Source organism: Streptomyces sp. NPDC093795 (genome assembly GCF_044764665.1).
Taxonomy (GTDB): domain Bacteria; phylum Actinomycetota; class Actinomycetes; order Streptomycetales; family Streptomycetaceae; genus Streptomyces.
In genome coordinates this window covers 245289-269415 of sequence record NZ_JBIWIO010000009.1, presented here as the reverse complement: position 1 = coordinate 269415, position 24127 = coordinate 245289, and the positions used below count along the sequence as shown (strand labels likewise).

Annotated in this window: 15 protein-coding genes and 1 pseudogene; 10 read left to right on the top strand and 6 right to left on the bottom strand. The window is 69.6% G+C overall.

The annotated features are described in order from the left end of the window. Window positions 1-165: 165 nt before the first annotated feature. The 4 genes from ACIRB7_RS24465 to ACIRB7_RS24450 are packed head-to-tail and all read right to left on the bottom strand — an operon-like array spanning window position 166 to window position 8444. The gene (locus ACIRB7_RS24465) at window positions 166-3444 is read right to left on the bottom strand and encodes a type I restriction endonuclease subunit R (RefSeq protein WP_403602437.1); all 3279 of its coding nucleotides are present in this window, start codon (window positions 3442-3444) and stop codon (window positions 166-168) included. After that, on the bottom strand, window positions 3441-4610 hold the full coding sequence (locus ACIRB7_RS24460) for a restriction endonuclease subunit S (protein ID WP_403602737.1): 1170 nt from the start codon (window positions 4608-4610) through the stop codon (window positions 3441-3443). Before ACIRB7_RS24460 ends, ACIRB7_RS24465 begins: the two co-directional genes overlap by 4 nt. Window positions 4611-4665: 55 nt before the next feature. Continuing rightward, a complete protein-coding gene (locus tag ACIRB7_RS24455) occupies window positions 4666-6288 on the bottom strand; it encodes a type I restriction-modification system subunit M (RefSeq protein ID WP_403602434.1) in 1623 nt (540 codons plus the stop codon). Between the two features lie 17 nt (window positions 6289-6305). Further along, window positions 6306-8444 (bottom strand): N-6 DNA methylase, encoded by a 2139-nt coding sequence (locus ACIRB7_RS24450; RefSeq protein ID WP_403602432.1) that lies wholly within the window; start codon window positions 8442-8444, stop codon window positions 6306-6308. A gap of 385 nt (window positions 8445-8829) precedes the next feature. Here ACIRB7_RS24450 and ACIRB7_RS24445 point away from each other — a divergent pair, with 385 nt between their 5' ends. From ACIRB7_RS24445 to ACIRB7_RS24415, 7 genes and pseudogenes are all read left to right on the top strand, one after another. Beyond that, window positions 8830-9291 carry a hypothetical protein gene (locus ACIRB7_RS24445; RefSeq protein WP_403602429.1) on the top strand — a complete coding sequence of 154 codons (462 nt, stop codon included), beginning with the start codon at window positions 8830-8832 and terminating at the stop codon, window positions 9289-9291. A 151-nt stretch (window positions 9292-9442) separates the two neighbouring features. Continuing rightward, window positions 9443-10003: an RNase H family protein gene (locus tag ACIRB7_RS24440; protein ID WP_403602427.1), complete on the top strand. Its 561-nt coding sequence runs from the start codon at window positions 9443-9445 to the stop codon at window positions 10001-10003. Further along, on the top strand, window positions 10000-10560 hold the full coding sequence (locus ACIRB7_RS24435; RefSeq protein WP_403602424.1) for a hypothetical protein: 561 nt from the start codon (window positions 10000-10002) through the stop codon (window positions 10558-10560). The genes ACIRB7_RS24440 and ACIRB7_RS24435 overlap by 4 nt, the downstream gene beginning before the upstream one ends. 325 nt (window positions 10561-10885) lie before the next feature. Next, complete coding sequence (locus ACIRB7_RS24430) at window positions 10886-13318, top strand: AAA family ATPase (RefSeq protein WP_403602421.1); 2433 nt, start codon at window positions 10886-10888, stop codon at window positions 13316-13318. Beyond that, complete coding sequence (locus tag ACIRB7_RS24425) at window positions 13315-13689, top strand: hypothetical protein (RefSeq protein WP_403602418.1); 375 nt, start codon at window positions 13315-13317, stop codon at window positions 13687-13689. Before ACIRB7_RS24430 ends, ACIRB7_RS24425 begins: the two co-directional genes overlap by 4 nt. 93 nt (window positions 13690-13782) lie before the next feature. After that, window positions 13783-17189: pseudogene (locus ACIRB7_RS24420) on the top strand (HelD family protein). Between the two features lie 175 nt (window positions 17190-17364). Then, window positions 17365-18477: an EcsC family protein gene (locus ACIRB7_RS24415; RefSeq protein WP_403602415.1), complete on the top strand. Its 1113-nt coding sequence runs from the start codon at window positions 17365-17367 to the stop codon at window positions 18475-18477. A gap of 112 nt (window positions 18478-18589) precedes the next feature. Here the strand turns inward: ACIRB7_RS24415 and ACIRB7_RS24410 are convergent, their stop codons facing one another. Further along, window positions 18590-19060 (bottom strand): hypothetical protein, encoded by a 471-nt coding sequence (locus ACIRB7_RS24410; RefSeq protein ID WP_403602412.1) that lies wholly within the window; start codon window positions 19058-19060, stop codon window positions 18590-18592. Between the two features lie 434 nt (window positions 19061-19494). Between ACIRB7_RS24410 and ACIRB7_RS24405 the strand changes: the two genes are divergently transcribed. Then, the gene (locus tag ACIRB7_RS24405) at window positions 19495-19986 is read left to right on the top strand and encodes a hypothetical protein (protein WP_403602410.1); all 492 of its coding nucleotides are present in this window, start codon (window positions 19495-19497) and stop codon (window positions 19984-19986) included. A gap of 81 nt (window positions 19987-20067) precedes the next feature. Continuing rightward, window positions 20068-21855 carry a class I adenylate-forming enzyme family protein gene (locus ACIRB7_RS24400; RefSeq protein WP_403602407.1) on the top strand — a complete coding sequence of 596 codons (1788 nt, stop codon included), beginning with the start codon at window positions 20068-20070 and terminating at the stop codon, window positions 21853-21855. On the opposite strand, the gene ACIRB7_RS24395 is transcribed toward ACIRB7_RS24400, so the two are convergent. Then, window positions 21842-23113 carry a M6 family metalloprotease domain-containing protein gene (locus tag ACIRB7_RS24395; protein ID WP_403602404.1) on the bottom strand — a complete coding sequence of 424 codons (1272 nt, stop codon included), beginning with the start codon at window positions 23111-23113 and terminating at the stop codon, window positions 21842-21844. The two genes, ACIRB7_RS24400 and ACIRB7_RS24395, sit on opposite strands and share 14 nt — an antisense overlap. Window positions 23114-23416: 303 nt before the next feature. Here ACIRB7_RS24395 and ACIRB7_RS24390 point away from each other — a divergent pair, with 303 nt between their 5' ends. After that, window positions 23417-24097, top strand: coding sequence for a TetR/AcrR family transcriptional regulator (locus ACIRB7_RS24390; RefSeq protein ID WP_403602401.1), 681 nt, complete (start codon window positions 23417-23419; stop codon window positions 24095-24097). Window positions 24098-24127 lie beyond the last annotated feature (30 nt).

Below are 24127 nucleotides of genomic sequence, written 5' to 3'. Positions count from 1 at the left end.
CGTAGACGAATCTATACGCCCCTGACGGCATGGACTCGTCTACGAAACCGCAAGGGTCCGGAAGGCGATCAGCTCCGCTGTCCGAGAGCAGCGTCCAAGAAGCAAGAAGGACCAGTACGAGGGGGTCCTGCTGCCACGTACCGGTCCTCTCGTCTCCCACCTTGGTCAGCTGTCCTGGGTGCCGTTCGTGGACCACTCGTTGGCGAAGTGCTCCATCTGCTTCAGGACCAGGTCGATGGCCTCCGGGGCCTCGTCCGGCGGGTAGTTGCGGCGGGCCAGGAGGCGTTTGATGGCGCTGCGGAGGCGGGCGCGGACCGGTTCGCGGGCGATCCAGTCCGGCTTGAGTTTGCTACGGACCTCCGCGACCAACTCGCGGGCGATGCCGGCCAGGACCTCGTCGCCCATGACGGAGCGTGCCGTGCCGTGGTCGGCGACGGCGTCGTAGAAGGCGAGCTCGCGCCAGTCCAGCGGTGGCTCGAACTTCTCGCCGCGTCGGGCGTCCTCCATGACCTCCTTGGCCATCTCCACGAGCTTGGCGATGAGCTCCGCGCTCGTGCACTGCTGCCGCATGTAGCGGACCATGAGGTCCTGCAGCCGCTCGGAGAAGGTCGTGCGCCGAACGATGTTGTGCCGGGTCACCTCGCGCATCTTCTGCTCGATGAGCCGCCGCAGGGCCTCCGCCGCCAGGTGCGGGGTCTCGCTGCTCTGCAGCTTCGCGACGAGGGCGTCGTTGAGGTGGGTCAGGTCGGCGGTCTCCAGGCCGGCCTCGGCGAGGAGGTCGGTCACCCCGCCGGTCTCGACGACCGAGGACGTCAGCTGCGCGAGGTACAGCTCGACGTCGCGGGCGACGGGGAGGCCGCGGGCCTCGCGGTTCATCGCGTCGATCTTCGCCATGTAGGCGCGGACCTCGACGAAGAACTGGATGTCCCGCCGCCAGGCCGGGTGGTCCGGGAAGCGTTCGCCGATGTCGGTGGAGCTGCCGCAGAGCGCGTAGAAGCGCTCCAAGCGGTGGGCGTGCTCGCGGTACCGCCGGCCGAGCGTCTGACGGGGATCGTCGAGGGTCTCTGGGTTGTTGCCTGCGGTGGCCGGGTCGAGGAGGTAGTTCGCGGCCCGTAGTGCGGCGTCGATGAACGCCGTCTTGGAGGGCATGTCCAGCCTGGCCCGCCAGTCGAAGCCCCGCAGGATGTCGTTCAGGATGTCGTACTCGTTGCGCAGCTCGTCCAGCGCCCGGTCGAGGTCCTGGCCGAGCGTACGGTCCTGCTGGTCGGCGTCCGTGTACTCGGCGATCGCCCGCTGGAGGTTCTCGGTGAGCGGCGCGTACCCGACGAGGAGGCCGTCTTCCTTGCCCCGGAAGCGGCGGTTGACGCGGGCCAGGGCCTGCATCAGTCCGGCGCCCTTGAGGGGCCGGTCCAGGTACATGGTGTGGACGGGCGGCGCGTCGAAGCCGGTCAACAGCATGTTGTTGACGATGAGGAGCTGGAGCTCGTCCTCCGGGTCCTTGGCCCGGTTGATGACGGCTTTGCGGCGACTGTCCCTCAGGGCGTGGGCGAGCAGCCGGGGGCCATCCGTGCGCGTGTTCGACGAGAACACGATCTTCATCGCGCCCTTCTCGAAGTCGTTGCTGTGCCATTCGGGCCGCAGCTCGCGCAGGGCGTCGTACACGCTGACGCAGATCTCGCGGGTCGCGCACACGATCATCGCCTTGCCGGGCGCGCCGCCCGTCTCGGAGACGCCGACGAACGGTTGCATCGCCGCACGGCGCGTCTCCCAGTGCTGGACGAGGTCGGCGGCGAGGTCCCGGATGCGGGCGGGCGCGCCGTACATCGCGTTCATCGTGGCGACGGCCTGCTCGACGCGGGTGCGCTCGACGTCGTCGAGGCCGTCGGTGATCCGGTCGGCCTCCTCGTCGATGGTCGTCGGGTCGACGTCCCGGTTGATGACGAGCTGGATGACCCGGCTTTCGTGGAAGACCTTGACCGTTGCGCCGTCGTCGGCGGCTCTCTTGAGGTCGTAGACGTCGATGTACCCGTTGTAATCGCCCTTGTCGCCGAACACCTCGCGGGTGTTGCGGTCAGCCTGGGAGAGCGGGGTACCCGTGAAGGCGAGGAGGGTGGCGTGCGGGAGCGCGTCGCGCAGGTGGCGGGCATAGCCGTTGAGGCTGTCGTAGTGGCTGCGGTGCGCCTCGTCGACGACGACGACGATGTTGCGGCGGTCGGAGAGGAGCGGGTGGTCAGCGCCGGATTCCTTCTCCTCCTTGGTGCGGCCGAACTTCTGCAGCGTCGTGAAGAGGATGCCGCCGACGCGCTTGGCCGCGAGCTTCTCGCGCAGTTCGGCCCGGGTGAGGACCTGCTTCGGCTCCTCCGGGAGGATCTCGCTCTCCAGGAACGTCGAGTACAGCTGGTCGTCGAGGTCGGTACGGTCCGTGATGACGACGACGGTCGGGTTCAGCAGGGCCGGGTCCTTCATCACCATGGTGGTGGTGAGGACCATCTCCTCCGACTTGCCCGAGCCCTGCGTGTGCCAGACGACGCCGGCCTTCCCATCGCTTGCGGCCGCGACGCGTACGGCCTCGGCGGCGCGGGTCACGGCGTAGTACTGGTGCGGCTTCGCGATCCGCTTCGTGCGCTTCGACGGAACGAAGTTGATGAAGGACTTGATGAGGGCGAGGAACCGGTCCTGGGTGAACAGGCCGTGCAGGGCCAGGTTCTGGCCCGAGTCCCATATACCTTCGGCCGAGAACGGGTCGACGCGCTCGCCGAACTCGTCCGTGTTCCACGGTGCGAAGTGCTCGTACGGGGTGAACGGCGTGCCGTACTTGGCCGTGATCCCGTCCGAGACGAGGACGACCGCGTTGTACCGGAACGCGGTCGGGAACTCCTCCACGTAGCGGGTGACCTGGGTGTGCGCATCCTGGAGCGTTGCGTCCTCGTCGCCGGCGCGTTTCAGTTCCAGGACGGCGAGCGGCAGCCCGTTGACGTACAGCACGACGTCGAAACGGCGCCGCTTCTCGCCGTCGATGACGGTCACCTGGTTGAGCACGCGGTACACGTTCCCGTTCAGGTCGTCGAGGTCGACGAGCCGAATGGTGGGGTTGTGCTCGGCCCCGAAGGCGTCGGTGTACGTGACGGACCGGATGCCGGCGGTCAGGTAGCCGTGGGCGGTTCGGTTCTCCTCGTACGTGTCCTGGGAGCCGGGTGTCGTCGCAGCGCCGATCGCGCCCCGGACGGCCTCCGGCGGCAGGTTCGGGTTGAGCCGCTCGATCGCGTCCTGGAGGTCCGGGTACAGGATCAGGTCATCCCAGGACTTCCGGTGCCCGGAACCGGGCGCGAACTCATTACCGGGGGCGGGCTCCCAGGCGAGCTCGGCCAGCTCGTCAAGGGCGAGCAGCTCCCAGTCGGACTCGTGGGGGCGGTGGTTCTGTCTGTCGTCGGGGGCGTTGGTCATACGTGGTCCTCGACAATCTTCTCGGCGTCACGGACGCGAAGGCGGCCGGACATGAGCTGGGGGAGGAGGGTGTCGCGGAGGGCGGAAAGTGACACAGACTCAGTCAGGGCCTGATCAGCCCGCTCTTCCAACGCGTCGAGCCTGGCGCGCAGACGCTGCTGTTGAGCCTTGCTAGGTAGCCTGATCTCGAGTCCGCCCAGTTGGGCGCGTCGAAGTTCCGTCTGGCCAGTACTACCTTCGCCCATCGCCTCGATCTCGGTCTGGGACTGGAGCATCGCAAACCCTGCACAGACCGGGTCGACCTCCTTCTCATCAAAGCGCACGATCGTGATATGTGAGTCGACGGTTCCCATGTCATCAGAAGTCCATCGTGCGACTCGACCGAGGGTCCCGACACCGGTGGAGTTGACCAGCACATCGTTACGGCGAAGAAGCTTCGGCTCCCTGACTTTTTCACGAAGCGTGAGGCGTGCAGGCGCAAGACTCACACGGCCATCACGGATGCACTTCTGATTGAGAACTACGAGATCGTCTGCATGCTCCGAGTACTTGGGAGTGATGCCTCGGGTCAGGGCGGCGGAGACCGACTCGACCGCCACTTCGACAGCCTCACCGGCAAGCACAGCCTGAGAAAAGAGCTTAAGGCCAAGCTGACGGGACGTAGCCGCAATGCTCTCATTGATGGCGATCTTGTCATCCAGTGCGCCGAGAACTTCAACCACGGCCTGCTGTTCCGACAGCTTCGGGTGCGGCACTTTGAGGTTACGGATAGAAGTGAGCGGAGTTGAGATGCCCGGTACGCCGACCGTCGAGGCGTGCGCCAGGATCGAATGCTGGCCCCCCGGGGACTGAAACCAGTAGTAGTAAAACTCCGGAACAGCCCTCTTTTCGTCAAGGCGAGTTTTAACCTGACTGGATCCGATCACGTAGCGATCAAATCGAGGCTTCCGTGGAACCATGGAAACTTGTCCAATAGTTCCGCGATGCGTGAAGATCAGATCCCCTGGTTCTACGTTAGCGGACATGATTTCATCCGCCTTTTCACTCGTTACGAAAACGAAGTCATCATCCACGAAGATTCCCTGTGCGAGGTTGACGCCGCGAATCACGGGGACTCCGTCACTCACATAGTTCTCCTTCGTAATCTTCGACCCGAAAGGCCCCATAGAGAACGATGATTTTGCAGTAGAAGTAAGGGACTCGTAGCTGACGAAATTCCACTCAGACACCGACCCTCCCAAGCTGCTCGCGAACCGTCTGTTCCAGGTCTGATGACTTTTTGAAGAATCCGTACAGCTCTTCCGTCAGCGTGGCGATCCTGGCCGCCACCGCCTCGGCGTCCTCTTCATCGGATTCCACGGCCCCCACGTAGCGCGGTGGCGTCAACACGTACCCGTTTTCGCGGACTGCCTCCAAGTCCGCCGAGAAGCAAAAGCCAGGTTCGTCCTCGTACGTCAGCCCCTCCTCGCGGGCCGAGGCCGTTCCGCGCCAAGCGTGGTACGTACCAGTAATCTTCGCGAGGTCTGCCTCCGTAAGGATGCGCTCCGTGCGGTCCGACATCTCGCCCAGCTCCCGGGCGTCGATGAACAAAATGTCCCCGCGTCGGTCCGCCAAGCCCTTCGTACCCTGCGGTGACTTGTCCTTCGCCAGGAACCACAGGCATGCCGGGATCTGCGTCGTCCTGAACAGCTGGGACGGCAGCGCGACCATGCACGCGACCAGATCCGCCTCGATCAGGGACTGTCGGATCTCTCCTTGACCACCCTGCTGGTCGGTGAGCGAGCCGTTCGCCAAGACGATGCCAGCCGTCCCTCGCTCGCCCAGCTTGGAGACCATGTGCTGGAGCCATGCGTAGTTGGCGTTGTTCCTTGGCGGAACGCCGTACTTCCAGCGGGCGTCGCTCTCGTCCCGTGCCCAGTCCTTGATGTTGAACGGCGGGTTGGCCATCACGAAGTCGGCCTTGAGGTCCGGGTGCTTGTCGTCGGCGAAGGTGTCGCCCCAACGCGCCGCCAGGTTGCCGTCGATGCCGTGGATCGCGAGGTTCATCTTGGCCAGGCGCCAGGTGCGCTCGTTGAGCTCCTGGCCGTAGACCGCGATGTCGGCCTTGTGGCCACGACCCCGGTGAGCCTGAATAAACTTGCTCGCCTGGACGAACATGCCACCTGAGCCGCACGCCGGGTCGTACACCCGGCCGTTGTACGGCTCCAGGATCTCGACGATGAGCCGGACCACCGACTGCGGGGTGTAGAACTCGCCGCCCCGCTTGCCCTCAGCGCGCGCGAAGTTGCCGAGGAAGTACTCGTACACCTCACCGAGCACGTCCTGCGCCGGCTTGTCCTCCGTGCCGCCGAAGCGCGCGTCGCTGATGAGGTCGACGAGCTCGGCCAGGCGCTTCTGGTCGACGTTGTCGCGGTTGAAGATCTTCGGGAGTACGCCAGTCAGGGCAGCGTTCTCCCGCATGACCGCGTCCATGGCCTCGTCGAGGAGCTTGCCCACGCCCTGGCTCTTGGCATTGGCTGCGATCCAGGACCAGCGGGCCGTCTCCGGGACCCAGAAGACGTGGGCGCCGGTGTACTCGTCGCGGTCCTCCAGGAAGTCACCGACCTGGTCCTCGGAGATGCCGTCCTCGGCGAGCTCCTTGGCCAGCTCGTTACGACGCTCCTCGAAGGCGTCGGAGACGTACTTCAGGAAGATCAGGCCGAGGACGAACTCCTTGTACTGCGCGGCGTCAATCGAGCCGCGCAGCTTGTCGGCTGCCTTCCAGAGGATCGCCTGGATCTCCTTGGCGGTGGAGGCGCTGAACAGCTCCTCCTGCTCGGTGGGCTTCTTCTTGCGCGGAGGCATGAGGTGGGCCGTCTCCTTCAGCTGGCGGTTTCGGGAAAGTTCTGGATGGTCAGGGTGCCGTCGGTCATGCCAGCGGCCGTGATGCGGGCCAGGTCGTCAAGGGCCTGGGACTGCTGGCGCAGTAGCTCGGCCCGGCGTTCGATCTTGGCGAGCACTGCCTCGTACCGCTCCAGCTCCTCGAGCCCCAGGTCCGGGACGCTCAGGTCCTCGATGCCGCGTGACGCCCGTACGGCTCCGCTGGTGCGGCCGTGCTCGGAGGCGGCGGCCCGCAGGAGAGCCGCCAGGGCCCGGGGGCGTACCGGCGGGTCGGCGTCGGGGTGGACCCGCAGGATGCGGGCGGGGGCGACGACGACGGACAGGCCCTCGGTGTCGACGTGGACACCGAAGTGCGGGCTGGTGGTGACGACGAGGTCGCCCGGCTCGGTGAACTGGACGTGTTCGTACGCCGTGAGGACAAGGCCCCGGTCGATGCGGCGGCTGCCGAACCGTGCGGCGCCGAGGATCTCCTCCGGGCCGATCACCGCGTAGTGACCGTCGGCCGAGAGGTGCTCGCGGGCGACGCGGTGGCCAGGGCGGCGGCGCAGGCGGCGGTCCTTGAGGAGTCGGCGGACGGTCGTGCGGCGGACCTGTTGGTCCTCGGGGCGGAGGACCGCCCCGGTCTGCAGAGAGCCGTCGACGCCGGTCTGGCGCGTCGCCCGCTCGTCGAGTTCGGCGAGGCGCCGTTCCACGTCGGCGATGCGGGCCGGGCGTTCCACGACGGTCCGGGTGTACCGGGCCTCGGGGGAGCGGTGCTGGGGGGTGAAGGCCGAGCCCGGCCGATCGTCGAGGTCCTTCGCCAGCACGACAGCCGCGTGGCGGAGCTCGTGACGGCGGTCCCCGCGCCATCCCGTAGCCCGCCAGATGGTGACGTCCTCGGCGAGCGCGTCGAGGACCGGTTCGGTGAGCGGCTGGGCGGAGTAGTCGGCGAGGAGGACGCGGCCCGTGCGCTCCTCCTCGGGTGTGCGGGCCAGGATCCAGACGGCGGTGCGGTAGCCGGGGCGGTAGGCGAAGGCTCCGTCGGGGAGGCTGATCGCCGCCTTGAGGAGGCCCTCGTCGAGGAAAGAGCGGCGCAGCCGGTCCGCATCGCCGTGCCGGGGCAGGGGCCGGACCAGCGCGTCGGCCGGGCCGAGGACGACGGCCGTCGAGCCGTCACCGAGGTAGTCGGTGAGGTCCTGGATCCGTTCCAAGGCCTGGCGGGCGCTGCGGGTTTCGCCCGCCTCGTACGGGAGCGCGCAGACCAGCACGTCGGGGTCGCCCCAGTCCTCCGTGGAGAGTGTCTCGCCCTCAGCGACATCGAGCGAGAACTCGTACACGCCCCGGACGAGCATTCGGCGCCGGACGAGACGGGCGAGCGCCGGGTCGGGCTCGGCCGCGAGGTAGGTGTGGCCGGCGTCCTCGGCCGCCGTCGCGTGCAGGGCGGCGAGCAGGTCACCGCTGCGGGCGTACGGGGTGGCGAGGACGGACTCGTCGGGCAGACTGTCGATACCGGCCACGGCCGCGAGGGCGTGCGCCACTGCCGGGGTGGGCTCGTCGGCGGCCAGATCGTGGGAGCCGAGGCGGCGGCGGGCCTCCAGGACCCAGTCGAACGCTTCGGCGGGGGTGTAGGCGGCCTCGGTCAGCTCGTCGGCGAGCGCTCCCAGGGGCGGGCCCAGGCGGTCCGGGTCGGGGACGGCCTGCAACTCGGAGAGGAGGAAGGTGTCCTCCGCGTCGAGGTCGGCGGCCTGAGAGAGGAGGTCGTCCCAGGCCTTCTCTCCGACGGGGGCGTCGTGCTGCTGGCGCAGGCAGATCAGGGTCGTCAAAGCACCCACCAGGTCGGGGGCGGAGAGACAGGACCGCCAGGCGGAGAGGGTGTGCAGGGCCGCCTCTGCCCGCAGGCGGCGGGGCTCCGCGTTGCCGCGGCCGGTCCGGACCAGCCAGTCCACGACCTCCCGGGCGTCGAAGAGCGGGCTGCCGTTTTCGCGGGTCACCGGCGCGGGAAAGTCGGAGTGGCGCCGGCTCCAGGTGGTGGGGACGGGCCGCTTCACCTGGGCGAGGGCGGCAATCTCGGCGTAACCGATACGCCAGGACAGCGGGCCGGGCAGGATGGGGGAGCCGTCGACCGGTGTCAGGCTGTTCATCGGTCACCCTCCCGTGGGCTCTCGTGTACGTCCACGGAGCTCCGTGGAATCGCGACCGCCGCTACAGCTCCGGGCAGAGCCGTCAGCGACGGATGGCAGAAGCCTACCGCCGATCAAGAAAAGATCCCTTGTTTGCCTGATAACCCCTCTTATCAAAACAAGGGAGCAGAATCCTTCACTTGGAGTGACAGGTTTTCCTCGTCCACAGGCCGATCGCGTGACGACCACGCGATCCCCGGAGGTAGGGAGCCTCGTCATGACTGGCACGTCCCCCATACAGCCCGGATCCCCTGACCCCGGCCCCGGCTGGGGTCCTGTCCCGCCGCCGATGCCGCCGGCCCCTGCTCGCAGGCCGTCCCGTGGGAAGGCCTGGCTGACCCATGGCGTGACCGCGTTCGTCGCCCTGATCGTCGGCGTGGCGATCGGCAGCCCCGGCGACACCGAGGGCAAGGCAGGCCGGGAGCGGCCCGCGCCCACCGTCACCGCACCCTCCCGGGCCGCCGAGACCACGCGTGTACCCGAGTCCCCGGCCACCGAGTCGGCGCCGCGCACGACGGCCCCGAGCACCCCGCCCCCGTCTCCCAAGCCGAAGCCCGGCCCGGCGACTTCCTTCGAGGGGGACGGTCAGTACCTGGTCGGCGAGGACATCGCGGCCGGCACGTACAAGACCGCTGGCGCGGCGGACAGCCTCATCCCCAACTGCTACTGGGCCCGCCACAAGGACGCCTCCGGCGAGCTCACGTCGATCATCGCCAACGGCAACGTCCAGGGGCAGACCCGGGTGACCGTCCGCAAGGGCGAGTACCTGGAGGTCAAGGGCTGCATGCCATGGAAGAAGGCCGGCTGAGCCACCGATCGGGGCTGCGGCCCCCGCGAAGTGATTGCTCCCCTCGTCCCAAGCCGGAGGAACCGTGGGTCATCGTTCTCCCCTCGCCCGTCCGCCTCGCCCCGCGTCCCGTGGCCGGCGGGGGATCGCCATCGACCAGGAGACCAAGGCCGTGCCCGGGCCCGTTGTCCTCGCCACCGACGCCTCCGCGGACAGGAAGCACGCCTCCATCGGCTTCCTCGCCACGACCGGCCACACCGGACTTCGCGCCCACCAATACCCGGAGCACCTGGCGCGCCCCCGTACCCGCGTCACCGTCTCCGAACTGCGCGCGGTCCACTGGGGGCTGAAGCCTGTACTCGCCGCACGCCCCGGCAGCCCCGTCGAAGTGCGCGTCGACAGCCTCGACGCCCTCGGCTACCTCCGCGCCTGGCAGGCCGGCGGTACTCGGATGCCGGAGGGGTACGAGACGGCGCTGCGGTCCCAGGGTCGCAGCCCCAGCCTTGTCCAGCTCCAGATGTGCGTCGAGTACACCCCGAACCTGACCTTCGTCCATGAGAAGGCCCACGTCGGCAACCCCCTGAACGAGGCCGCCGACTCCCTGGCCAAGCTCGGCCTGCGCGCCGTGCGCGGCACCGTTCCCCCGGACGAGCTCCCGCGGCTCGTCCCCCTGTGGGCCGCCGCGGCGCTCGACGAGTACCGCCGCACCCCCGATGGAAGGAGCATTCGATGACCGTCCCGCCAGAACAGCCTCCGAGCATCCCGCCGCCTCCGGAACCGCCCGCATCCGGGGGAGAAGGACCGGCTCCCGCTTCCGACGCCGCGGCGGCCGGTGCGCGTTGGGCCCGATTGCCCCGCCTCGCGGTCCTCGCCGTCGGCGTGGTCCTCGGTGCCGCGGTCATGGGCGGCTGCTGGCTGGCCGTCTCCTTGGCCGATGGCGACGCGTCCCCCGCCGGGGAGACGTTCGGTACGAGAGGCACGCTCACCCTCGCCGACTCCTCCTTCTCCCTCCTTGCGGAGGGAGAAGACTGCACCGGGCTGGACGGCTACTCGGACATCCAGCGAGGTGCGCAGGTCAACGTTACCGGCGCGGACGGCACTCTCGTCGCCACCAGCGAGCTGGAAGGCGGAAAGAAGACCGCGCTCGGGTGCGAGTTCCCGTTCGCGATCGAAGGGATACCTCAGGGCTCCAAGTTCTACACGGTGGAGGTGTCCCACCGCGGCGGCCTCACCCAGACCGAGGACGAACTCCGTTCCGGGGGGCTTGTGTTCACCCTGGGCAACGACTGAACGACGACACCGGTCGGGCGACGGGCTGTCGGGCCACCGGCGCACCTATGTGCCGGCCCGGCGGCGGCGACGATCACCGTCGCGGCGAGGCCCTGGCCCCAGAGTTGCGGCTCCGTCGAGCCGCCCGGCGCCAGGGCCTCGTCATGCCAAGAGGTGAGAGGGAGGTGGCGGCGAGCTCAACTAGCGTATTTAAAGCGGAAGTTGATAACCCGGGTTACCAGTGCATCGTAGAGAGTCAGTCTCGCTTTCTCTTTAACGTTCCGTCCTGTCAGCAGGTGGTGCATGACACCGCCTCATCCCCGCCACACCGCGCAGGAGGCCCTTCGTGACCGAGACGGAACAGCACCAGCAGACCGCGCTTCCCCTCGCCGAGACGGTGACGACGCGCCTGGCCGAGTCGGCTCTCCCCGAGCCCGTCAAGGCCCTTCTCCGCGACGCATTCGGCAGCGACACCGCCGATGCTGGCACCACCACCACGTCGTCCGCCGCCTCCGGGCGCGTCTACCTCGACTCCCTCGCCGTCAACGGTTTCCGTGGCATCGGTCCCCGCGCCCGGCTGAGCCTCAGCCCCCGCCCCGGTGTGAACCTCGTCGTGGGCCGCAACGGTTCCGGCAAGTCCAGCCTCGCCGACGCCATCGAGGTCGGCTTCACCGGCACCCGGGCCCACCGGCCGGGCCAGGACGCCACGCGTGGCGGCCACTGGGCCAACCTCCACAACGCCGAAAGCCCCAAGATCGAGCTCAAGCTCGTGATCGAGGGCGACACCGGTAACAGCACCCTCACTCGCACATGGACGAGCGAGGAGTTCGGCAGCTCCGAGGCCACCTTCAATCGCCCGGGCCACGGAGCCGTCCCCCTGGCCGAGGCCGGCTGGGACACGGCCATCGCCGACCACCGGCCGTTCCTCTCGTACACCGACCTCGACCTCATGCTCAACGGCAAGCCGTCCGAGCGGTACGACGCGATCGCCACCATCCTCGGCATGGACCTGCTCTCCACCGCGACCAGCCGGCTGAGCGCGCGGGAGAAGGCCCTCGCCACCACCGCGAAGGAGACGAGGGATGCCCTGCCCGGTCTGAAGGACGCCCTCTACGCGCTGGAGGACGACGACCGCGCCGTACAGGCCCTGCTCGCCGTGGACACCCCGGGAGCCCTGGACCTCGACACCATCGACGCGCTCGTCGCCGGCCTCCCCCCGGCCGACGACAGCCGGCTCGCCGAGCTCCAGATCGAGGCCGGGGTGCACGGGCCCGACCTGGCGGAGGTCGGGGAGGCCGTCCAGCGGCTGCGGATCGCCCTCGCCGACGTGGAGGACCTCCACGGCACCGACGCCGAGAACGCCCGGCTGTGGGCCGACCTGCTGGAGAAGGCCCTTGCCCACGCCGACCGGCACCCCGACGACGACGTCTGCCCGGCGTGCGGAACGGAACGGGTCCTCGGGCGGGAGTGGTACGACCGTGCCTCCCGGCAGATCGTGGAGCTGCGCCGCGAGGCGAAGACTGCCGAGGACGCGCGCGCCGCCGTACGGACAGGCGCGCGGAACCTCCAGAACCTCATCGAGCGTCCCGCGCGGATCCCCGCGGCCCTGACCGACCCGTGGAAGGCGTGGACCGACTGCCGGCAGATCACCGACCCCGTCGAGCTTGCCCGGAGCGCTGAGGAGGCCGCCGTGGTTCTCACCGACGCCTGCGACACCGTCAGGAGGCACGCGGCCCGCGAACTGGAGGAGCGCGACGAACGGTGGCGCGCGCTCGTCACCCGGCTCGCCGCCTGGGCGGACAAGGCGCGTGGGGTCGAACGAGACAAGTCCCTGCGGACCGACCTCGGCAAGGCGGTGCGGTGGCTCAAGAGCCTCTCCACCGAGCTGCGGGAGCAGCGCATGGAGCGCTTCACCGACGCCACCCAGGGCATCTGGGAGCGCCTGCGACAGGAGAGCAACGTCGACCTCACGGCCGTGAGCCTGAAGGGCAGCGAGAAGGCGAACGTCCGCAAGCTCGTCATGGCGGCTTCCGTCGACGGCCAGGACGCCCCGGCGCTCGACGTCATGAGCCAGGGGGAGCTGCACTCCCTCGCGCTCTCCCTCTTCCTGCCGAGGGCCACGACTGCGGACAGCCCATTTGGCTTCCTCGTCATCGATGACCCCGTGCAGTCCATGGACCCGACCAAGGTGCACGGACTCGCCCAGGTGCTGCACGAGATCGGCAGGCACCGGCAGATCGTCGTCTTCACCCACGACCCCCGTTTGCAGAAGGCGTTCACCGACCAGGAACTGCCGGTCATGGTCTTCCAGGTGACGCGTGGCGAGAGGTCCCGGGTGAAGGTCGAGCGCGTCGACGACCCTGTGGCCCAGGCGATCGGCGATGCTCGGGCCATCGCCTCCACCCCGGGCCTTCGCCCCGAGACGTACAGCCACGTGCTGCCCGGCCTGTGCCGTATCGCCCTGGAGAACGCCTTCCTGGAGGCCGCGTGGATCCGCCACCACCGCACCGGCGGATCGGAGCACGACCTCCAGGCCGCGATTGACGGCGCGGAGAGGTTCCAGGAGGTCGCGGCCTTCGCCCTCTTCGGCGATGTGAAGCGCGGTGGCGACGTCAAGGAGGAGGTGCGCCGCCGCTACGGAAGCCCGGCATGCTCCCTGATCCAGCAGTGCCAGAAGGGAGCCCATCCCGACGGCGCCTCGATTCCCAACCCCCACCGCTTCGTCACGGACGTCGAGAACCTGGCGCAGAAGATCCGCAAGCCGGAGGTGACCGCATGACCACCGCCTCTCCCGTTTCCGTCGAAGGTCTGCTGCTGACCGCCGACCGCCTCCTCGAACGTGAACTCGCCGAGGCCACCACCGCCGGCCGGCACCGCGGCGCCTGCCTCGCGCTGCGGACCGCGCTGGAGATCCGCGTCGACCGGGTGCTGGAAGCCGCGACGCCCGGGCTGTCCCGCACCACGGGGCGCGCCAAGCTGCTCCTCCTGCACTCCGTCGTGCCGGCGGAGACGGCACGACGGGCGAAGGCCCTCTGGTCCCAGCTGAGTCTGGGGTGCCACTACCACCTGTACGAGCTCGGGCCCACGTACGACCAGGTACGGGCCTGGCGGACCGAGGCCGACGACCTCGTCCGAGAACTGATCCACTGACTGTTCGTCACCATCCGGTTTCTGATAGTTGTTTCAGCGGGGTACGGGCACATGCCCGTGGCGGTGTCCCCCGACACCGCAGGGAGGACGCACATGAGCACCACCACTCGGGACGAGATCCTCGCCGGCGAGCAGCGGGCGGTGGACCACGCATACGACTGCTACGCCGCGAAGCTGGCCGAGCTGAGCGGTACTTCGGCAGCCACCGCCTCGGCGAGCGGCAAGGACGGGATCGCCAACCGGGCCGAGGCGGAGGCCCGCGCGGCGGCGTACGGAGGGCTCGGTGAAGAGGCGCTGGTCTTCGCCCGCGTCGATGCGCCGGAGGACCCGGGCGGAGAGGCCCGGCCCTGGTACATCGGACGCCGCAGCGTGCATGACGCCTCGCACGAGCTGGTGGTGCTGCCGTGGACCAGTCCCCTGGCGAAGACCTGGATCGAGGCCCGGCCCGAGGCCCCGGGCGAGGTGGTCCTGCGCCGGCAGCTCCGCTGCGTGCGGCAGGTCGTCGAGAGCTACTTCGACGAGATCTCCTCGTCGGCGTCCGTTCCCGCGCCCTTGGTCGTGCCCGAGCCCGAGCTCGCCGCCGTACCGGAACCCCGCAAAGCCGCCGACGACAGCGTGGCGGAGGAGACGGAGGCGCCCCAGGGCCCGGACCGCCCGCCCGCCCCCACCCCCGGTGACGTCGTGCGGCGGCAGCGGCGGAAGGCGTTCCAGCCGGACGACTTCCTTCTGCGGGAGCTCCAGCGGTCGCGCGGCGGGCGGATGCGGGACATCGTCGAGACCATCCGCCGGGACCAGATGGAGCTGGTCACAGGCTCCCCTTCGGACATCCTCGTTGTGCAGGGTGGCCCTGGTACCGGTAAGTCGGCGGTCGGTCTGCACCGGGTGACCTGGCTCGTCAACAACGAGCACTTCAAGGCCCAGGACATCCTCGTCATCGGCCCCCACCAGCGGTTCCTCGACTACGTCGGACAGGTCCTCCCCACCCTCGGCACCCGGGACGTCAACGCCGTCCAGCTGGACCGGCTGTGGGAGGGCGAGATCCTCGGCGCCGACTCGCCGAAGGCGCGCCTGGTGAAGTCGGACGACCGCATGGCGGCCGTGCTGCGGCGCCGCGTCGAGAGCGACTACCGCCCCGAGGCTCTCGACGCCCTCACCGTCGAGCCCTCGTTCGAGGGCGACGAGCCCGGGATCGTCGTCACGGCCGGCAGTACAACCCTGCGCGTGCCGAAGTCCGAGGTCCTCGCCCTCCTCGACCGAGCCCGCGCCGGCGAGGGGCCCTTTAGGAGCGGCGCGACCGGTTCCGCGGCCTCTTCGTCGACCGGCTCCTCCAGGAACTCGCCGACGTCGCGCCGCGTCGTGGGCAGGCCGGCACGATCCGCCGTGACCTGGAGCGCAACCGCCGGGTCGAGCGCCTCGTCGAACGCGTCTGGCCGTCCCCCGGTCCCCGGGAGGCCCTGCGCAGCCTCTACGACTCGGCCGACCTCCTGCGGGACTGCGCCGACGGCATCCTCGACGAGGACGAGCAGGCGGCCCTGCTGCGGGCCCGCGCCGCCAGCGCCGACGCCGATCTGTGGACCCTCGACGACCAGGTCTGCCTCGAAGAGCTCGGCGTGCTGATCAGCGGGGACACCCCGCCGCGATACGGCCACATCGTCGTCGACGAGGCCCAGGACCTCACGCCCATGCAGGCCCACTCCCTGCGGCGGCGCTGTGCCGCGGGCGGCTCCATGACCGTCCTGGGCGACCTCGCGCAGGCGACGGGCGCCCACATCCCGACGAGCTGGGACCTGCTCGGCGCGCTCCTCTCCGACCACGGCGACTGGAGCGTCGCCCGGCTCGACACCAGCTACCGCGTCCCCGCCGAGATCATGGAGTTCGTAGCCCCTCTCGCACGGACGATCGCCCCGTCCCTGCCGTATCCGCGGGCCGTCCGTGAGGCGGGAGCGGACGCCGTGCGGACCGTGGCGACCGAGCCGTGGAAGCTACTCGACGACACCGTGGACCAGGTGGCCCGGCTCGTGCGCACTAGCGACGGCAGCAGCCCCCGGTCCGTGGCGGTCATTGTTCCCGACGACTCGGACTGGCTGGAGGCGATCAGCCGCGGGATCGACGAGGGCGACGCCGTCGGCGAGCAGCACCGCGAGGCCGTGTCCGTGCTGGCCGCCGCCCAGGCCAAGGGCATGGAGTACGACCACGTCCTGGTCATCGAGCCCGCCACCATCGCCGACCGCGGCCCCGCCGGGCTGCGCCAGTTGTACGTGGCCCTCACCCGCAGCACCCAGAGCCTCACCGTCCTGCACACCGCCCCGCTGCCGGCGGCGCTCACCGCCGCCGCGGACGATACCGAACCCGCGGCACCGGACGCCTGGCCGGCGGGCGCGGCGAAAAGCCTTCCCCGGATCGGCAGCGATGTCCGGGTCGAGGTCGTGGGCCACGTCTCCGGCGGTCGGTACAAGGTCAGGCCGCTGTCTCCGGTGATCGACCGACCGCTCGTGCTCACCGTCCGCCAGGGCTCGGTTCCCCCGCGCCGGGGTGACGAGCTGGACTGCTGGGTGTTCGCGAACGACACGAGTCAGACGGTGCTCACCGCCGATCAGCGTGGCCGGTCGCCCGTCTCGGAGCGGATGGCGGGGCGCTATCTCGCGGCGCTGGACGTGCTGGGAGAGCTGACCGGCAGCGACGGCGACGTCTCCGACGCCCGCAGCCGCCTCTCCGAACTCCAGGGCATGGCCAACCGCATCCTTCGCCGGGACCAGGCTGACTGGGTCGACGTGCTTCACCTGTTCGGCGATCCGGACAGGGAACGACTCGGAGTTCTTCGCGACCTCGCCGCGACGACCAACCGCGCGCTCAAGGAGGGCACGTTCGACGCGGGTCGGCTCATGGAAGGGCTGGCAGCTTCCGGCTGGGCGGGGCCCCTCGCCGAAGCGCGGCGAGAGCTCCAGGAGCGTTTCGGCACGGCGACGAAGCCGAACTCCGACGGCGCGGTCGTCGTCGTCCCGCCGCAACCCGATCAGAAGGAAGAAGTGCAGATGACCACCGCGGACGCCACCGCCGCAACACCGACCGCGACCACGAAGGACAGCCTCCTTCACGCATTGGAGACGGCCGCCGGCACCGACCGCGCGTGCAAGAAGCACGAAGCGGTTCGTCATGCGCTGAAGGCATCACTTCTCTGGGCGGATCTCCAGCCCACCGACTCGCCGGTCGTCGACGTCAGCTGCGCCACCGAGCACGGTCTGTTCCTCTACGAGGCCCTGGGCGCGGACCGCTCCACCTACGCGGACCTCCGTGAGGGCGCGACCCGGCTGCTCGAGATCAACCACACGCTGCCCGCGCCGGCCGACGGTCTCTACCTTGTCCTCTCCGAACCGCCGGTCGAGGACTGGTCTGTAGACACGATTCGCGATGTCTTCCGTGTCAATGTCATCTGGCGCAGCCCGACCGGTTGGGGCGGCGAGAGCGCGCACACCGCCTTTGGCTCGTCTGGACTTGAGTAATTACCAATAGTCGCCGTTCGGTTCGCTCCTGCGCCTGCCGGAGCAGGCGAAGTAGGCGCAGGTGTTGCCGCGTCGGTTGGTGGCGAAGTCGACAGAGTGGAGGTTCTGTTGTGCGCGTGATCTGATGTTCGGCATTACGACACAATGAGTAGGCCTCGGCCCTTACCATCGCGGTATGGCAGATCCCTCGGACTACGAGCTCGCGGCATGGCGTGACATCCAACGGTTCAAGGGCCGCCCTCTGTCACGAGTGATGAGGAGCGCTGGCGAACAAGTGGCCACCGGCGCCTCGGAGCTCGGCAAGCGTGCCACGAAGTACTTGGAGAACCACCCACGGGCCCAGTCGGCGGTTTCGCGTGGGCAGGAGATCGCCGCCAAGGGTGCTCGCAAGGTCAGTGCCGGGGCTCGCGGTGCCACCGACGCCCTCCCCGACTGGAGCGGCACCGCCTTTCAGTCCGTACGGCAGACGGTGGGACGTGTCTCGCGAGCGGGGCTCTCCTTCAAACGCGTGGTGGCGCTCCACAATAAGCGCGGGCACGACATCACATCCCTGTCCGATCTACGCCGCCTTGATCTCGAGCAGATCGACGTTGTCCGTGGACGAGCATCGAGTTGGTACTACCCGGCCGCAGCAGCGCTCTCGGGAGCGGGCGCAGGGCTTGTGATTTCCGGAGGGCAGCTCGCCGTCGCCGCCTCCGCCGGCGCAGCGGCAGCACCCTCGGGAGGCGCGATCGTCGGCGCTTTCACCGCTGATGCCGCGGTTGTCCTCGGACTCGCGTCCCGCTCCGTCGGCCAGATCTCGCTGCTCTACGGCTACGACCCGGAAGAGCCTGCGGAGAAGCTCTTCGTGATGTCTGTCGTCAATGCGGGGACAGCGACGTCGGCTACTGCCAAGAGCGCTGCGATGGCCGACATCTCACGGCTCACCCAGGCACTGGTCCGCGGCAAGGCGTGGGACGTCCTGAACGAGGCGGTTGTCACCAAGGTCTCCCAGCAGTTCGCGAGGGCATTCGGTTTTCGCCTCACCAAGAAGGGACTGGGCAAGGCTGTACCCGCGTTCGGGATTATCGTCGGAGGCACCCTCAACTGGACCACCTTGGAGGCGATCGTCGACGCCGCTGACACGGCCTACCGGCGGCGGTTCCTCCTTGAGAAGTACCCACATCTCGGTGAAGGGGAAGAATCCGAATCGTTCCCTGATGTCGGCCCGGAGGCTCAGGACGATGCCGACGAGGAGATCAGCCTGCTTGGCGAGCTCGCAGAGGCGGGCGGCCCCGACCTCCGCTGAACCGACGCGGTTCACATGTCCCGGCACCGGTCGAGAGAGAGCTGGGTAGGTCTTGTTCTGGCGCCTCGGTGAAGTGCTGGCCCCGGCAACCATGCCTACAAGTCGTCGGGGCTCAACAAAGAGAGATGGGTCCATCGGGAATCCATCCCTCGACGTATCCGGCGGTCAACAAGACGATGCCCTCCGGGTGGATCTCCCGCCTCCGCCTTCGTAGGTCCGCGACACCCCATCGAGCATGCGTGGGCGATCTCTGCTCGATCGCAGCCCCCTCGGCGTCGCTGATGCGGACGATGAAGACCCGTGCCGCCGTCACACGGTCGAACTCCCAGTTGTCGCCGGCGCGCGTCTGGCGGAATCCGCAGACGGAGCCGAAACGTGGACTCGTCAGTCCGAACTGCTCGTTCAGGAATCGGACAGCCGACTCCATGAACTGCGCTCTGCCCGCCATGCGGACCTGCGGGACGGTCCAACCGCCGCAACATCCACCGCACAGCAGGAGTCGGTGCTGATCGTCCAGTAGGAGGAGGTACGCGCGGCGGTCGAAGGGCGGCCAGGGCACCCAAGGGGCGGCGTGAAGAGTCACGCCTCAAGCCTTATGTGCTGCTATTTGAGTAGCAACTTCTAGATCGCCAGACGGGTGAGCTGGCGTGTCTGGAGAGGCGGACCCGGGTGCTCCAGCCAGCGCTCGGAGTGGTAGTCGGTCGGCGGTGTGAGACCTGGCGCTACCTGCGCGAACCTGGAAACGTGTTGGGAAAAACGCCCTGGCGCGTTCGGTGGCCTTCCAGTACATCCGCCTTGACCTGCGGCGATCCAATTTCCTGCAGATCCCACGAAGGCGTGGCGGGCCGGTGGAGTGGCGCGCCGCCGTCAGTGTAGCGGGTGGGGGTGGGCGGGTGAGGGCTTGCGTTCGTCGGCCGTTGTCTCGGCGGTGTCGAGGAGGTGATCGACCGGAGCTGGGGTTGAGCCCGCGCCCCCTGGGGCCCGTATCGGCGTACAGCCCCGTCGCCGTACAGTCGTATGGCAGGCTTCATCGGCATGGCATCCGACCCCTGGCAGGGCCACGAGCCCGGTGTTCTTCTCGTCTTGTTGTTCGTCGGGCCGGCGATCCTGATGGGGCTCATCGTGTACCTGTGTTCGCGGCTCGCGCCGGATAATCTTCGTCGGTACACCCCGCACCGGGCCTGCCGGGATCTGTCCCTGGCCGCGGTCGCCTCGGGGGTCGCCCTCTATACCTGGGGGCTCCTTCATCTCTTTCTCACGGAGCGGCAGGAGCAGGGGCAGGAGTGCGAGCTGCGGCGGCCCGGAGGGGAAGGTGCGCTCGTCGGGCTTCGGGGGGATTTTCTGCCGCTGCGGCTCGTCTGTGAGACGTCGTACGGCTCCGGCTACGAGGTCGTCGTCCCCGGCTACATCAACCCGGCTTTCGCCTTCCTGTTGTGGATCGCCTTCGTCGCCGCCGTGGCCTCCGGGGTTCTCCACCAGCGTCGGCAGCGGGTTGGAGGCCGGGGTTGACCCGGGACATCGCGGCGCATAGCGTCGCCGCGCTGGAGTAGTCGAGAGCGCTGAGCGAGCGCCCGGGAGGTTCTCGTGGTCGTGTCCGACGCGCAAGCGCGGCTGACCGCGACCGGTGCGCCCTTCGCCGTCGAGGGCGGGGTGTACGTCGGCGGGCCCCGCACCCTGCGGGAGTTCGTCGAGGTGACCTGGGCCTACGGGGACCGGGTGTTCCTCGTGTCCGAGGGCGGGCGGACGACGTATCGGGAGTTCTTCGACGCCGCTTGCGGGCTCGCGCGCCGGCTCGTCGGGGAGTACGGCCTGCGGCCCGGTGACCGGGCCGTCGTCGCCATGCGGAACCTTCCCGAGTGGCAGGTCGCCTTCTGGGCCGCGCAGCTCGCCGGGCTCGTCGCCGTACCCCTCAACGCCTGGTGGACCGAGGACGAGTTCGCGTACGCGCTCGACGACTGCGCACCCGGCGTGCTGCTCGTCGACGGCGAGCGGGTCGGGCGGGTCCGGGCGTGGGCCCGTGAGAACCGGGTGCCCGGGGTTGTCTTTCGTGGCGAGACCGAGGAGGGGTTCGTCCCGTACGTCGCCGATACGGATCCGCTCCTCGGGCCTCCGCCCGTCGACGTCCTGCCCGAGCACGACTCCACCATCCTCTACACCTCCGGCACCACCGGCCGCCCCAAGGGCGCCGTCGCCACCCACCTCGCGCAGGCCGGCGCCGCCATGAACCCCCGGTACTTCGCCGCTGCGGCCGCCCTCGCGCGCGGGGACGTCCCCGGGGCCGGGCCCGCGCCCGTCTCCCTGACCACGTTCCCCTTCTTCCACGTCGCCGCCTTCACCTCCTTCTACGCCGTGATGGCCGCCGGCGGCACGCTGGTGATGATGCGGAAGTGGGACGCCGGCCAGGCTCTCGGGCTGATCCGGGAGCACCGGGTCACCCACTACGCGGGCGTGCCCACCACCGCGCTCCAGCTCCTCGACCTCGCCCGCGCCACCGGCGACCCGCTGGATAGCCTCACCCTGCTCAGTACCGGAGGCGCCGCCGCCCCGCCCGGCATCGTCGCCGGGATCAGCGCCGGGTACGGGGAGCGCGTCGAGCCCCGTAACGGCTACGGGCTCACCGAGACCAGCGGGGGGGTCCTGTCCAACGTCGGCGCCGAGTACCGCGCCCACCCGGGGAGCGTCGGGCGGCCCTCGCCCGCCACCGAGGTGCGGATCGACCGGCCCGATGGGGACGGCGTGGGCGAGCTGTGGCTGCGCGGGCAGTCGTTGATACGGGGGTACTGGCGGGACGAGGCCGCCACGCGGGCCGCCTTCACCGACGACGGCTGGTTCAGGACGGGGGACCTCGCCCGGGTCGACGAGGACGGGCGGGTCAGCATCGTCGACCGGCTCACCGACATGGTGATCCGGGGTGGCGAGAACGTGTACTGCGTCGAGGTCGAGGCCGTTCTGCAGGAGCACCCCGACGTCGTCGACGCCGCCGTACTCGGCGTCCCGCACGCCCTGTTGGGGGAGGAGGTCGTGGCCGTCGTGCGGCTGCGGACCGGGGCGGGGCCGCGGGCGGGGGCGGGGGCCGGTCTGGGCCCGGGCGTCGGTGCGGGCCCTGGTGCCGACGCGGGCCTGGGCGCCGGTGCGGGCCCCGGTCCCGCCGCCTGCCCGGGCCTCGACGCCAGTGTCGACGCCGGACCGGGCCCCGGTCCCGACGCCGGCCCAGGCCTCGACCCCGACCTCCAGTGGCTCCGCGCGCACGTGGCCGCCCGCCTCGCCGCCTTCAAGGTGCCCGCCCGGATCGTCGTACGGCAGTCGGAGCTGCCCCGGAACGCCACCGGGAAGATCCTCAAGCGGGAGTTGCGGAACGGTCTGTTCAACTCCGGGTGATACGCACCCGGTAGGTGCCCTTCGCGTCCTCGTCGAGTACGTGGATCCGGATCCCGTTGGCGCGGTCCGTGAACGTCTCGCCGGGCTGGTACGGGGCGTCCGACAGCTCCGCGTGGACGTTGGCGCGCCGGGTGCAGCCGCCGCTGGCGCGTTCGCTGTCCGAGACGGTCACCGGGCCGTGGCCGGTGTCCACGTCGGACTCCACCCGGTAGACGAGGACGCCCGGTTCGCACACCGCCTCGTCGTTGCCGTCCTGGCTGCGGACCTCGACCGCGTACCCCGAGGTGTCGGAGAGCGGGACGACCGCGAGCTTGGGGCCGCCCTTGACGGCGAGCGGGGTGAGGGCGAGGTCGACGGTGCCGATGCGGGAGGCGCAGCCGACCTGCTCGTTGTCGAGCCAGCCCAGCTTCCACTTGTGCCAGCCGAGGAGGTCGTTGTTGGCCCCCCAGTCCTCGGACATGATGTCCCAGTGCCCGACGGTCCCGCCGCCGTCCGAGGTGTACAGGTCGGGCAGGCCGAAGACGTGGCCGTTCTCGTGCGGCAGGACGCGGTAGCCGGTCTCGGCGAAGCTGCCGGAGCCGTCGTCCTGGCGGCTGTAGACGAAGGACGTGTTGGCGAGCGGTACGCCGTCGGCGTAGGGGGCGTCGTCGTTGCCGGAGAACGTCACGGACAGGACGGTGTCGAGGGCGGAGGGCCCGGCGTTCGGTGTGATCAGGATGTTGACCAGGTCGTACGCGCTGAAGTCCACCTTCGGGTCGGCGGCCTTCACGATGTCCTCGACGAGGGAGCGGTAGCCCGGTTCGTACGGTGAGCCGCGCTCGATCCCGTACGCGGAGAACGCCCTGGGCATCCGCAGCCAGTCGGGTATCGGGGCCTCGGCCTTGTACGTGAGGCGTCCGTACGAGCTGGTGCGGAACCAGTCGGTGGTCTGCGGGAAGAACTCGCGGAAGCGCCCCATCGCCGTGCCGTCCCCGGCGACGTCGGGGAAGTCGACCATCAGGTTGAGGGCCCTGACCTGGCCCGTGGAGCGTACGTACCCGGGGGCGGTGGGCAGCCCCTCCGACATCTGCACGCCCATCGTGGTGGCGATGCGGCACGGCCCCAGCTGGGCGGCTTCGGGCGCGGTGGCCACGGGTCCTGCCGAGGCGGGGGCGGGCCCGGGGAGGGTGGTGCTCGCGGAGGCGAGCAGCGCGAGGGAGAGCGCCGTGGTCGCGGCCAGGGCGACGGGTCTGCGTATCCGTCGGCGGGGGTGCTGCATACGGACGCCTCTCCGGTGGGGTCAGGTCGGCGGCACGGTCCCTCCCCGGTCTCGCGGTGGGCCGCGCTGTGCGATCAGCCTGTGACGAGCTGTTCGGACGCGCGCGCCGGGTGGCCCGATCGTGGGTATCCCGCCCGGGCAGCTCGTGTGTGACGCGGGTCACAGGCGTGCGGGGAAATAACCGGGGAGCGCGTCCCCGTTTACGCCTGTGTCGAAGGAAGTGGGGACTCGTTCCCCGGATGGCCTGATGACCGGATGGCCGGACGACCCGGATGACCGTGACGACTGTGAGGAGGCTGTGGCGTGACCGGTACCGCTACCACCGACACCGTGCCCGCCCGCCGTGTACCCCGCCCGCGCGCCGACGCCCTGCGCAACCGCGAGCGGATCGTGACGGCGGCGCGCGAGATGTTCGTCGAGTTCGGCCCCCAGGTGCCGTACGACGAGATCGCGCGCCGGGCGGGCGTCGGCAACGCCACGCTCTACCGGAATTTCCCCGAGCGCGCCGACCTCGTCCACGAGGTCGTCCTCTCGATCATGGGCCGGGTCACCGAGATCGCCGTACGGGCCGCCGAGGAGGAGGACGACACCTTCGCCGCCCTCCGGCGCTTCACCCACGCCGCCGCCGACGAACGCATCGGAGCCCTGTGCCCGATGCTCGACGGGGCCTTCGACAGCGACCACCCCGACCTGACCGTCGAACGGGAACGCGTGGAGGAAGCCGTCACGGCGCTCGTCGACCGCGCCCAGCGGGCGGGCCGGCTCCGCCCCGACGTCGGCGTCGGGGACCTGATGGTGGCGGTGTCCCAGCTGACCCGCCCGCTGCCGGGTACGGCCTGCGGAACCAACTTCGAGCAGTTCGTCCACCGTCATCTGCAGTTGTTCCTCGACGGCCTGGAAGCGCCCGCGCGCTCCGAGCTGCCCGGCACGGCCGCCACCCTGGAGGGCCTGAGACGCGACTCCTGCCCGTCGCGAACGTCATGAACGTCATGAACGTCATGACGTTGAACGCGG

Excerpts from the sequence above, each read along its gene's own strand:
- ACIRB7_RS24395 (WP_403602404.1), bottom strand. The coding sequence starts at position 23,113 with ATGCAGCACCCCCGCCGACGGATACGCAGACCCGTCGCCCTGGCCGCG.
- ACIRB7_RS24460 (WP_403602737.1), bottom strand. The coding sequence starts at position 4,610 with ATGGGGCCTTTCGGGTCGAAGATTACGAAGGAGAACTATGTGAGTGAC.
- ACIRB7_RS24405 (WP_403602410.1), top strand. The coding sequence starts at position 19,495 with ATGGCAGGCTTCATCGGCATGGCATCCGACCCCTGGCAGGGCCACGAG.
- ACIRB7_RS24450 (WP_403602432.1), bottom strand. The coding sequence starts at position 8,444 with ATGAACAGCCTGACACCGGTCGACGGCTCCCCCATCCTGCCCGGCCCG.
- ACIRB7_RS24425 (WP_403602418.1), top strand. The coding sequence starts at position 13,315 with ATGACCACCGCCTCTCCCGTTTCCGTCGAAGGTCTGCTGCTGACCGCC.
- ACIRB7_RS24455 (WP_403602434.1), bottom strand. The coding sequence starts at position 6,288 with ATGCCTCCGCGCAAGAAGAAGCCCACCGAGCAGGAGGAGCTGTTCAGC.
- ACIRB7_RS24415 (WP_403602415.1), top strand. The coding sequence starts at position 17,365 with ATGGCAGATCCCTCGGACTACGAGCTCGCGGCATGGCGTGACATCCAA.
- ACIRB7_RS24435 (WP_403602424.1), top strand. The coding sequence starts at position 10,000 with ATGACCGTCCCGCCAGAACAGCCTCCGAGCATCCCGCCGCCTCCGGAA.
- ACIRB7_RS24465 (WP_403602437.1), bottom strand. The coding sequence starts at position 3,444 with ATGACCAACGCCCCCGACGACAGACAGAACCACCGCCCCCACGAGTCC.